This is a genomic window from Myxococcus xanthus (assembly GCF_013116825.1).
GTDB lineage: Bacteria > Myxococcota > Myxococcia > Myxococcales > Myxococcaceae > Myxococcus > Myxococcus xanthus_B.
This window is the reverse complement of the sequence record NZ_JABFNS010000191.1, coordinates 1-12846: the sequence shown is the minus strand read 5'-3', so window position 1 is coordinate 12846 and position 12846 is coordinate 1. Positions and strand designations below refer to the sequence as shown.

At 71.1% G+C, this 12846-nt stretch carries 1 protein-coding gene; it reads right to left on the bottom strand.

Going from position 1 to position 12846, the window contains the following annotated elements:
• Window positions 1-12846: non-ribosomal peptide synthetase/type I polyketide synthase (locus HNV26_RS34495; RefSeq protein ID WP_171445150.1), on the bottom strand; the 12846-nt coding region annotated here is incomplete at both ends.

Sequence of the window (12846 nt, the reverse complement as noted above, 5' to 3'; positions counted from 1 at the left end):
CAGCGACTCCGGGGCCACTCCCAGCCCCCTCAGGTGGTGCGCCACCTGGTTGGCCCGAGCGTCCAGCTCCCGGTACGTCAGCCGCTCCGACTCGAACGACACCGCCACCGCGTCCGGCGTGCGCGCCGCCTGCGCCTCCATCAGCGCGTGAATGGTCGCCTCGGAAGCGGGCGCCATCTCACGTCCCTGGAAGCCCTTCAGTACCTGGCGGCGCTCGTCCTCCGAGAGGATGGCGACACGATGCAGCGGCAGGTCCGGCGTGGCGACGACCACCCGGGCGAGCTCGGTCAGATGGCCCGCGAGCCGCTCCAGGGTGACACCATCGAAGAGGCCCGTTGCGTACTCGAAGCGGCAGTAAAGGGTGTTCTGCCGCTCGACGACTTCCAGGCTCAGGTCGAACTTGGAGGTGTCTGGATAGAGGCCGAGTTCGCTCAGCTTCAGCGCCTGATACGACACGTCCACGGTGGGCGTGTTGATCACGTTGAGGACGGCCTGGAACACGGGCGTGCGGCTCTGGTCACGCGGCAACTGGAGCGCTTCGATGACGCGCTCGAAGGGCGCGTCCTGGTTCGCGAACGCGTCCAGCGAATGCCGCTTCACGCGGCCAAGCAGTTCTCGGAACGACGGGGCGCCCTCCAGCCGCGCGCGCAGCGCGAGCGTGTTCACGAAGCAGCCCAGCAGCCCCTCCACCTCCGGGCGGGAGCGGCCGGCCGTGGGAATGCCCACCGCGAAGTCCTCCTGCCCCGAAGTGCGTCCCAGCAGTGCCTGGAACAGCGCCATGAGCGCCATGAACGAAGTAGCGCCCTCGCGCCGCCCCAAGGCGAGCAGCGGTTGGGTGACCTCGGGTGGCAGCTCGAAACGGTAGCTGCCACCCGCGTAGGACTGCACCGCGGGCCGAGGCCGGTCCGTGGGCAGCTCGAGCGCCGGGACACCCGTCAGCTGCTCCTTCCACCACCGGACCTGCCCCTCCATCACCGCGCCTTCCAGCCACTTGCGCTGCCACACCGCGTAGTCCGCGTACTGCACCTCCAGCGGCGGAAGCGGAGAGGGGATTCCCGCGCTGAAGCAGGAGTAGAGCACCGACAACTCGCGCCCCAGCACCAGGGTGCACCAGGCGTCGGAGATGACGTGGTGCTGCATCAGGCTCAGGACGTGGTCTTCCGGTCCCATCCGGAGCAGCAACGCGCGCGCCACCGGGCCCTTTTCGAGATCGAAGGGAAGCGCCGCGAGCGCCGCGCACCGCCGCAGCATCTCCGCTTCGCGCGCTTCCGCCGAGTCGCCGGGGATGTCCTCCACCAGCGCCGGCAGCGAGCCCTCCGCGTGGATGATCTGCACCGCGCCGTCTTCGGTCAGTTGGTACGTGGTGCGGAGGACCTCGTGCCGCTTCACCACTTCATTGAGCGCGGCCTGGAGCGCCTCGACGTTCAGCGGGCCGGTGAGACGGAAGTTGGATCCGTTGTTGTACGCCGTGCTGCCCGGGTCGAGTTGCTGGAGGTACCAGAGCCGCTGCTGCGCGAAGGACAGGGGCAGTGGCCGCGTCCGGGGCACGCGGGGAATCGTTGAGGGCTCGGGCTGCTGCATCGGAGCGGGCGCGGGCGCCTTCGGCTGGGGCTTCGGCGCGGGGGCCTGCGCCTTGGGCGCGGCGGGGAGGGTGACGTGCTCCACGTGGCCGTCCACGCGGAGCCGCGCGTGCCGCCCGGTCCGGAAGAGACGGGCCTCACTGCTCGACGGGTGCTGCACGAAACGGCGGCGCTCCTGCTCATTGGCGCGCCACAGGTCCCAGGGAAGACCCGCGCCCTCCAGCGCCAGCTCACCGACGACACCGGGGGGCACCGGCAATCCGGCCGGGTCCAGCACCCAGGACTGGAGCCCTTCGGGGACGCGTTCCGTCGGAGGCCGCGGCAGCAGGCCTCCCTCGCCAGCGGCACCCGCGAGCAGGACCTCCGTTCCCAGGTTCCGGTGCAGCGACAGGGCCAGCTCCGTGGAGGCACCGTCCAGGACGAGCGCACCCACGGGCTCCAGTGCTTCGCGGGCCTGCGGCAGCTCCACCAGCGTTCGCGCCAGCCGCGCCGAGGCATGCAGGAGGACGGCGCCCGACTGCCGGGCCAGCGCCAGCAGTTCGTCCACCGCCAACGTGCCCTCCGCCTGCCGCTGGACCTTCCGCTGCGAGGCGTCCTGCTCCAGGCGCTCGCGAATCACGGTCAACCGGCGCAGGCCCTCCAGCACCACGGGCGTATCCAGGCCGAAGTCGATGAGGCAGGCCACTTCGTCCACGTCGGCTTCCCGGACGTGGAGCAGGCGCTGCACGCCGCTCTCCACCGTGCCGATGAGGCCGGTGCCCTTCGCGTGGTGCTCGAAGGTGTGTTCGAGCAGGGCATTCACGTCCTCTTCGGACACCTTGTCGATTTCGCCCTGGTAACCCTGCGCGGCCAGCAGCGTGGCGGTGATCTCCGCCGAGCTCCGGAAGTAGCTCAGCAGCGGCTTGCGGACCGTGCGCAGCACCTCCTGTTCGTCATCGCCGATGAACGCGTGCAGCATCAACGCGACGTGGCCACGGCCTGGATGCCCATTGCGGCGCCAGGCTTCGCGGTAGAGCCCCACCTTCTGCTTCAGCTCCTCCAGTGATTGCGTGAGCAGACCGGTGAGCACGCCAGCGCCGACTTCGCCGGCCAGGCGGAACGTCTCCGGACTGCCGGCGGCCGTGAGCCACACGGGCAGGTCCTTCTGGACGGGCTTGGGCCGCAGGCCGACCTCCACCGTGACGCCGCCGCCACCCGGACGGCGGAGCTTCTCGCCTCGCCAGAGGGCGCGCACCGTCTCCAGGTTCCGCAGCAGGACGTTGCGGCGATCCTCGAAGTTCTGCGGGGCGAAGGTGAAGTCCGCCACGTGCCAGCCCGTCGCAATCGACAGACCCGCGCGGCCTCCGGAGAGGTTGTCCACCACGGACCACTGCTCGGCGACCAGCAGCGGGTCGTGCAGCGGGAGGACGACGCTGCCCGAGCGCAGGCTCAGGTTGCGGGTGATGGTGGCCAGCGCGCCCGCCACCACCGCGGGCTGGGGATAGAGGCCGCCGAACGAGTGGAAGTGCCGCTCCGGCGTCCACACCGCGGAGAAGCCGTTGGCGTCCGCGTACTTCGCGCCCTCGACCAACAGCTCGTACTTCGGCCCCACGAGCGAGTCTTCATCGTTGGCGAAGTAGATGAGGCTCAGGTCCATCGCGCCCTGGCGAGGACCGCCGCCCTGGAGGACTTCCCACTGGGCCGTCACCTGCTCGGAGGGGAACGTCACGGTCAGCCCGCGTGACAGGGCCCACAGGGCCTCCAGCTCCGGGCGCTCCGCCGAGGACTCCGCGGCGGCCACCCACGTGGCGCCCTCCGCGGGCCGCAGCCGCTTGTCGAGCGCGTCGAAGAGCTCGGTGAGCCCCTGATGCACCAGGGCCCACGGCGACTGGTTGGCGCCCACGGGCAGCAGCCACGCCAGCGACTCCGGGGCCGGAGCCGGGCGCTCCGCCAGCGCTCCGGAGGAATCCAGCGCGTCCTCCACATGGAGCACCCGCGCCGCATCCAGCCGCGCGGCGGTCATGATGCCTCGCCACGTGACGAGCACCGGAACCCGGGCTCCGGGTGACGCGAAGTCCGCCAGGCGCCCCAGGTCCGTGGGGCCCACGGCCACGACGGCGCCACCGGCCTCCAGGACACCCCAGAGGACGGCCAGCTTCGCGGGGGACGGCTTCAGGCAGACCGCGACCGGCTCACCGGGTTGCACGCCGAGCGCTCGCAGCCGAGCGGCGACGTTGCGCGCACGCAGGGCGAGGTCGCTCCAGGTCCACGACGTCGAGCCCTGGATGACGGCGGCGGCTCCCGACTGACGGGCCGCGCGCTGGGACAGCCGTGAGGGAATCGGCGTGGAGACGGGCCGGGGAAGGGGGGCGGGCCAGGCGCGCCGGTCCTCCTCCGTGGCCAGGGGCAACCGGGAGATGCGCTCCGAGGGCCGGGCCAGCGCCGAGCCCAACAGCACCTGGAGGTGCTCCACGATGCGCCGGGCCGTGGCTTCGTCGAACAGCTCGGTGGCGTACTCCAGCGCGCCGCTGATGCGGCCGGCGTCATCGCCGAGCACGAGGGACAGGTCGGACAGCGTCGCGCCCCACTGCACCGGGGCGTCCGGCACTTCCACCATGGTTCCGCGGACACCGGTCAGCTCCAGCGCGGCGGCCGTGCCTCCCACGGTGGTGTGGAAGACGAAGATGGTGTCCGTCAGCCGTCCCCGGCCAATGTCCTTGCCGGGGACCAGGGCCTCCACGAGGTGCTCGAAGGGCACGTCCGGACGCAACTGGACGTCGTTGACCTCCTGCCGCACGCGGGACAGGAGCTCGAGGAACGTCGGGTCATCCGCGAAGCTGGTGCGGAACGCGGCCGAGTGCGCCACGTAGCCGATGAGCGGCAGCAGCTCCGGCCGGGTGCGGTTGCCAATGGGTGTACCAACGATGATGTCCGTCTGCCCGCTGTAGCGGTGCAGCAGCGCCTGCCAGGCGGCGAGCACCATCATGTACGGGGTGTAGCTCTCACGCTTTCCGAACTCCGCCACCTCCCGGGACAGCGCGGCCGAGAAGGACACCGGCATGCGCACCGACGTCAGCGGACTCGTCTTGGGGCGCGGCCGGTCCGTGGCGATGTTCAGCTGCCGAGGCATGGCGGCCAACTGGTTGCGCCACCACTGCTCCTGTTCGGGCAGACGCCCTTCTGCGATGACCTGCCGCTGCCATGCGCCGAAGTCCGCGTACTGCACGGAAAGCGGCGGCAGGGGCGCTGGACGGCCCTGCTGGAAGGCCGCGTAGCACTGGAACAGCTCGTGGATGAAGATGTTGACGGACAGCGTGTCGCTGACGATGTGGTGGATGTTGCCCAGCAGGATGTGCACGCGCTCGTCGAGCTGGAGCAGCGTGGTCCGGACGACAGGGCCCTTCACCAGATCGAACGGCTTCGCGGCGTCCTCGCGGGCCAACTGCATCGCCTCGGCCTCGCGCTGTTCGGGGGTGCCGGTGAGCGTCAGGCGCACCAGCGGGACGTGCATCCGCGCGTGGAAGCGCTGGACCGGGCGGCCATCCACCACGTCGTAGGTCGTCCGCAGGGATTCGTGGCGCTGGATGATCTCCTGGACGGCGCGCTCCAGGATGACCGCGTCCACGACGCCTTCCAGCCGGAAGACGAACGGAATGTTGTACGCGGACAGGCCCGGCAGGTGCTGCTCCAGGCGCCAGACGCGCTCCTGGACGAAGGACAGCGGCAGGGGCCGGTCGCGAGGCAGCGGGACGATGGGCAGCTCGCGGGTGGCCTCCACGACCGGGGCCTGACGCAGCAGGGGCTCGATGCGCTGGGCGATGCCCGCCACGGTGGGGGCCTCAAACAGCGCGGCCAGGGGGAGCTGGACACCGAACGTGGACCGCACCTGGTTGAGGAGCTGGGCAGCCATCAGCGAGTTGCCGCCGATCTCCAGGAAGTTGTCGTCGCGGCCCACGAACGTCAGGCCGAGCCGCTCACGCCAGAGCGCCGCCAGCCGTTCCTCGATGTCGCCTCGCGGCGCGTCTTCACGTTCGGAGGTGGGTGCAGGCGCGGGCGTCCCCTGGGCCTGATGCGGCGACGTGGCCTGAGGGGCCGCGAGGCTGCCGTAGGTCTGGGGGATTCCGGGCGCCGCGAAGTCTCCGGACGCCTGGACCATCGGCGGAGCCGCCACAGGCTTCGGTGCGCCGGTCGTCGCGAAACCGCCTGGGGCCTGGAATGACGGCGCGGACGAATCCGGCACACCCGACGCCGCAACCGAGGCGGGCACAGCCGCGTGCCCGACGCCATTCGCCAGCGCGGGAATGGCCGCCTGCGCCGGCCGCGCCGGAGCCTCCACCCAGCAGCGCTTCTCCTGGAACGGGTACGTGGGCAGGTGCAGGCGCAGCCGCTGTTCGTGGCCGTAGAAGACGTTCCAGTCCACCGAGACGCCCAGGGTCCACAGCTCGCCCACCGCGGTCATCAGGCTCGCGTGCTCCGGGGTCGTGCCGCCACGGCGGAGCGTCGCCACCGCCTTGACCCGCTCCTTGTCGCGCCCCAGGCAGGCGCGCACCAGCGGCGTCAGGTCCTGCCCCGGGCCGACCTCCAGCAACAGGCTGCATCCCTCTTCGAGCAGCGCCCCCACGGCATTCGTGAAGCGCACCGGCTGGCGCATCTGCGCCGCCCAGTAGTCCGGCTGGGCCAGCTCGTTCGCCAGTGCCCACCGTCCCGTGACGCTGGAGGCGTAACGGAGCGTCGGCGCATGCCGCTGGAGCGAGTTCACCACGTCCGCCAGCGCCGGCATCAGCGGCTCCACGTCCGCCGAATGGAACGCGTGCGGCGCGGGCATCCGCACGGTGCCCACTTCACGGCGGCGCAGCTCCTCCTGAAGCCGCTCCACCTCCGCGATGGGGCCGGCGACGACGCAGCGATCCGGTGCGTTGATGGCCGCCAGCGACAGCCGGCCCGTCAGCAGCGGCAGCACCTGGGACTCTGGCATCGCCACCGCGAGCATCGCGCCCGGGGGCATGCGGTGCATCAGTTCGCCACGCGCCACGGCGAGCCGCATCGCGTCCTCCAGCGACAGGACACCGGACAAGCACGCGGCTGCGTACTCACCGAAGCTGTGCCCCAGCACGGCGTACGGCCGCAGGCCCCAGTCCATCCACATCCGGGCCAGCGAGTACTCCACGGTGAACAGCGCGGGCAGGGCGGCACGGGTATCAGCGACCGCCGCCGCGTCCATCCCCGGCCCGGCGAACAGCACCTCGCGGACCCGCTCCCGGAGCGCGGGGGCCAGCAGCGCCAGGCACGCATCCGCGTGAGCGCGGAAGGCCGGCTCCGCTTCGTACAGCTCGCGGCCCATGCCCGCCTGCTGCGCGCCCTGGCCCGGGAAGATGAAGGCCACCCGGCGGCGGTTCACGTCGGCATCAGCCACCTTCACCGGCGTGTACGGCTTGCGCAGCCGCGCCGTCAGGTCCGCGGCGTCCCGGGCCACCACGGTGCGCCGGAACTCGAAGGCCTTGCGTCCCACGGCATGTGTGAAGGCCACGTCCGCCAGGGACAGGTCCGCGGCGTAGGCCTCTGCATGCCCGGCGAGCTGCCGCGCCGCCGCTTCCAGCGCTTCGGCGGAGCGAGCGGACAGCGTGACGACGTGGTGTGAGCGCGTGGTGGAGCCGCTGTGCGCCATGGGGGACTCCTCGAGCACTGCGTGGGCGTTGGTGCCGCCAATGCCGAAGGAGCTGACGGCCGCGCGCCGCGGCGTCTCGGTCCTCGGCCACGGCCGCAGGGTGGTGTTGACGAAGAAGGGGCTGGCGTCGAAGTCGATCTGCGGATTGGGCCGCTCGAAGTGCAGGCTGGGCGGCACCTCGCCATGGTGCAGGGACAGCGCGACCTTCATGAGGCCCGCAAGTCCCGCCACTGTGTCCATGTGCCCCATGTTGCTCTTGAGCGAGGCCAGGGCGATGGTGCCCCGGTGATCGGCGCCCAGGCCGTAGGCGCGCTGGAGCGCGGCCACCTCAATGGGGTCGCCCAGCGGCGTCGCCGTGCCGTGGGCCTCCACGTAGCCGATGTCCTGGGCCCGCACGCCGGAGCGCGCGAGCGCCTGGGAGATGACCGCCGCCTGGCCCTGGACGCTGGGGGCGGTGTAGCCGGACTTGTAGCGCCCGTCGTTGTTGGTCGCCGTGGCCCGGATGACGGCGTAGATGGAGTCACCATCCCGCTGCGCATCCTCCAGCCGCTTGAGGACCACGCACGCGACGCCGTTTCCAGACACCGTGCCCTGCGCGTTCGCGTCGAAGCTCCGGCAGTGTCCGTCCGGAGAGAGGATCATGCCCTCCTGGTAGACGTAGCCGGTGCGCTGCGGGACGGCGATGCGCGTGGCCCCCGCCAGCGCCACACCTGAACGCCCCGCCAGCAGGTTCTGGCAGGCGAGGTGGACGGCGACGAGCCCCGTGGAGCACGCCGTGTAGACGAGGACGCTCTCACCGGTGAGCCCCAGCTTGAAAGACGCCTTGGTGGCCAGGCTCTCATGGGTGGCGGTGCCGTAGAGCTCGAACAGGGCCGCGCCATCCAGCGGCAGCGTGGCCCGGACCGCGTCCTTGTAGCCGGAGTCGACGGCGCCCGCGTACAGCGAGATGGCCTCGGGCGTGCGCTCCGGGTCGATGCCCGCGTCCTCCAGCGCGGACCACGCCGTCTGGAGGAAGAGCCGCTGCTGCGGGTCCATCCACTGCGCTTCGCGCAGCGACAGGTCGAAGAAGCCCGGGTCGAACCCGTCGATGCCGTCCAGGACACCGCCGGCCGGGACGAAGGCCGGGTGCTGTGACAGCTCCAAGCCTTCGGGCAGGCCGGGCATCCGCTCCAACTGCTCGGGCGTGAAGCGGGAGATGGACTCCACACCGTCGCGCAGGTTCCGCCAGAAGTCCTGGACGGAGCTGGCGCCCGGGAAGCGCCCCGACATGCCCACGATGGCGACCAGGCCGGAGCCCGTGGCGGGTTTCACCTCGGCGCTCGGCTCGGCAGCAGTCTCGGGCCGCGCGGGGGCGGTGGGGACCTCGTCCACCTTCGCGGCGCGCTCCAGGACGGCGGCCAGCGCGTCCACGGTGGGGTGCTCGAACAGCCACACCACCGGCACCTCCCGGTTCAACGTCTCCTGCATGCGCTTGGCGATGCGCACGACCGACAGGGACGTTCCGCCCAGGTCATCGAAGAGGTGGTCATGGAGGCCGATGCGCTCCGTGCCCAGCTCCTTCGCCCACAGCGCTGCGAGCTGCTGCGCCAGCGGGCTCGATGGCTCCACGAAGTGGCCTTCACGGCCCGTGGACGCGCTGTCCGGCGCGGGGAGCGCCTTCCGGTCCACCTTGCCACTGGTGCTCAGCGGCAGCGTGGGGAGGACCACGAAGACGGACGGCACCATGTACTCGGGGAGCCGTTGACGCATGCCCGCGCGGAGCGCCGCGACATCCAGCGGCGCGTCATCGCGCCCCATGGCGTAGGCCACCAGTCGCTTGTCACCGGGGATGTCCTCGCGGACCACGGCGGCGGCTTCCAGCACGCCGGGCTGGGTGCGAAGCGCGGCCTCGACGTCCGCCAGCTCGATGCGGAACCCGCGCACCTTCACCTGATTGTCGATGCGGCCAATGAACTCCAGCGTGCCGTCCGCGAGCCACCGGACCAGGTCTCCCGTCCGGTAGAGGCGCGCGCCGGGCTGGGTGGCGAAGGGGGCGGGGATGAAGCGCTCCGCAGTGAGGTCCGGCCGCGACACGTATCCGCGCCCGAGCCCTTCACCGCCCACGTACAGCTCGCCCGGCACCCCTATGGGTACCAGTTGGAGCTGCGAATCCAGCACGTAGGCCTGCGTGTTCGAGACAGGCCGGCCAATGGGCACGGAGGCCCCGAACTGCGAGGCCTCATGGGCCGTGTAGCTCGTGGAGATGATGGAGTTCTCCGTCGGGCCGTAGCCGTTGGTGACGGGGACTCCGGTGGTGGTCAGCGTGCGCCGCGTGTGGGGGGCGGACAGGATGTCACCCACCACGTGGATGGCCCGCAGCTTCTTCAGCAGGTCGGTCCGGTGCTCCACCACCTGTGAGAACAGGCCCGCGGGGAAGTGGATGAGCGTGACGCCGTGGCGCTCCACCACGCGGGACAGCGTGTCCAGGTCGCTGGCTTGCGCCTCCGGCGGATACAGGACGACGCCGCTTCCATTGAGCAGCGGAATCCACAGCTCCATCACCGAGCCGTCGAACGAGGCGGGCGCCATGACGAGCCCCGTCTCCCGGACGCCGAAGCGGATGAAGGGCTCACTGTGCATGAGGCGGAGCACGCCCCGGTGCGGGATGGCCACGCCCTTCGGGCGCCCCGTGCTCCCGGACGTGAACATCACGTAGGCCAGGTGATTCGGTCCCACGTCGGACACTGGGGACGTGGTGGGCCACTCCGACAGGTCCAGCTCTTCCAGGAGCAGGGTGGGAAGCCCGCTGTCGGGGAGCGGCAGCCTGGCGTGGTTGGCCCGCGACGTGAGCAGCAGGCGCGGTGGCGCGTCCTCCAGCATGATGGCCAGCCGCTGCGCGGGGTACGACGCGTCCAGCGGCACGAAGGCGCCTCCGGCCTTGAGCACCGCCAGCATCGCGATGACCCACGCCGTGCCCCGGTCCAGGCTCACGGCCACGAGCACTTCCGTGCTCACCCCTCGCGCACGGAGCAGGTTCGCGAGCTGGTTGGCCCGCGTGTCCAACTGCTCGAACGTCAGCGTCTCGTCACCACACGCCAGCGCGACGGCGAAGGGGCGCAGGGAGGCGTGCCGCGCGATGACCTCCGCGATGGTGCCCCCAGCGCCGTCGTACCGGGCCGCGTTGTCGTTCCAATCCCGGAGGAGCTGCTGACGCTCGCCCGGGGTGAGCATGTCCAGCGTGCCCAGCGGCTGGTCCGGAGCGGCGGTCACGGACTCCACGAGGACGCGCAGGTGCCCGGCGAGGCGAGCCATGGTGGCGGTCTCGAAGAGGTCGGTGCTGTGCTCGATGGCGCCGCGCAGGCCGTCGGCGTCATCCGTGAGGGCGAGCCCCAGGTCGAAGCGCGAGGTCCCGATTTCCACCTCCGCCGGCCTCAGCGTGAGGCCCGTGGCCCGCACCGGGCCCGTGGGGGTGTTCAGCAGCGAGAAGTAGGTCTGCACCAGCGGATTGCGGCCCAGGTCCCTGCGAGGCTGGAGCTCCTCGACCAGCTTCTCGAAGGGCAGGTCCTGGTGCTCGTACGCAGCCAGGGTGGTGTCGCGGACCTGCGCGAGCAGGGCGCGGAACGAGTCTCGCGGACGCACCCGAGCCCGCAGCACCAGCGTGTTGACGAAGAACCCGACCAGGCCTTCGACCTCGCCGTGGCGGCGGCCCGCGATGGGCGATCCCACCAACAGGTCCTCCTGCCGGCTGTAACGCGAGAGCAGCACCTGCCACACGGCCAGCAGCGCCATGTACGGAGTGGCCCCCGCCTGGCGCGCCAGCGCGAGGAACGGCGTCACCACGTCCTGGGGCAGATGAACGGGGAAGAGCTCGCCGAACTGCGAGCGATGGGTGGGCCTCGGCTTGTCGGTGGGCAGGTCCAGCACCTGAGGCGCACCGGCGAGCTGCTCCTTCCACCAATCGACCTGCGCGGTGAGCACCTCGCCCTGGAGCCATTGCCGCTGCCAGGACGCGAAGTCCGCGTACTGGATGGGCAGCGGCGGCAGCGCCGGGCTTCGGCCCTGGGCGAACGCATCGTAGGCGGCGGCGACCTCGCGCACGATGACGCCGAGCGACCAACCGTCCGACACGATGTGGTGCATGGTCAGCACCAGCACGTGCAGCTCCGCGTCCAGCTTCAACAGCAGGGTGCGCAGGAGGGGGCCCGCGCTCAAATCGAACGGCTGGCCCGCATCCGTGGCGGCCAGCCGGCGCGCCTCGGGCTCCCGATCGCCTTCCGGCAGGCTCGAGAGGTCCGTCAGGGGGAGCGCCCAGTCCGCCGCGGGGTGGATGACCTGGATGGGGTCACCGTCACGCATCACGAAGCTGGTGCGCAGCGGCTCATGGCGTTTGACGAGGTACGCCAGCGCACGGCGCAGGGCCTCGGTGTCCAGCGCGCCTTCCAGCCTGAGCGCTCCCGGCAGGTTGTACTGGCTGCCACCGGGCTGGAGCTGATCGATGAGCCACAGTCGCTGCTGCGCGAAGGACGGCGGCAGGTTCCCATCGCGTGGCACGGGCCGGAGCGCCGGAATCTGGGGCGCGCTGACGCGCAGGAGCATGCCTTCTTCTACGAGCTCGGTGACGCGGGCCACGGAGGGCGCGTCGAAGAGCGCGTTGAGGGAGAGCTCCACGCCGAACGTCGACCGCAGCCGGGAGATGAGCTGGGTCGCCAGAAGCGAGTGGCCTCCCAATGCGAAGAAGTCGTCGTGCAGGCCCACGTGCTCCACGCGAAGGAGTTCACGGAAGAGGGCGGCGACGCGCTGTTGGAACGGAGTCATGCGCTCTTGCACGGGCGGGGCGGAAGCCCCGGGGACAGGGGTGGCAACGGGCAGCGGTAGAGCCTTGCGGTCCACCTTTCCGTTGGGAGACAGAGGTAGGGACGGCAGCGTCACGATGGCCGTGGGCACCATGTGGGCCGGCAGGTGCTCAGCCAGCCGTGCCCGCAGCGCCGACACGTCCGGCGCCGGTTCTCCCGTGACGTAGGCCACGAGGCGCTGATCGCCCGGGGCGTCTTCACGCACCACGGCGATGGCGTCACGCACGCCGGGATGCGTGCGCAGCGCGGTCTCGATTTCACCCAGCTCGATGCGGAAGCCGCGCAGCTTCACCTGGAAGTCGGCCCGGCCCAGGTACTCCAGCGTGCCGTCCGGCAACCACCGCGCCACGTCTCCGGTGCGGTACAGACGCGCGCCCGGTATGCCGCTGAAGGCATCCGGAATGAAGCGCTCCGCCGTCAACTGCGGCCGCTTCCAGTACCCGCGTCCCACCTGCACGCCGCCAATGTGCAGCTCGCCCGGAATGCCCACCGGCGCCGGCTGCCCGTGCGTGTCCAGCACGTACAGCACCGTATTCGCCACCGGCCGGCCAATCGGCACCCGGTGGAAGTCCTCTCCTCGAGGGCAGGGCCAGTACGTCACGTCTACCGCTGCTTCCGTCGGCCCGTAGAGGTTGTGCACCCCCACCGACGCGGGCAGCCGCACGTACGCCTTCTTCACCAACTCCGCGCTCAACGCCTCGCCGCTGCACACCACCCGCCGCAGGCTTCCCAGCCCCTCCAGCCCGGGCTCCTCCACGAAGGCGCGCAGCATCGACGGCACGAAGTGCAC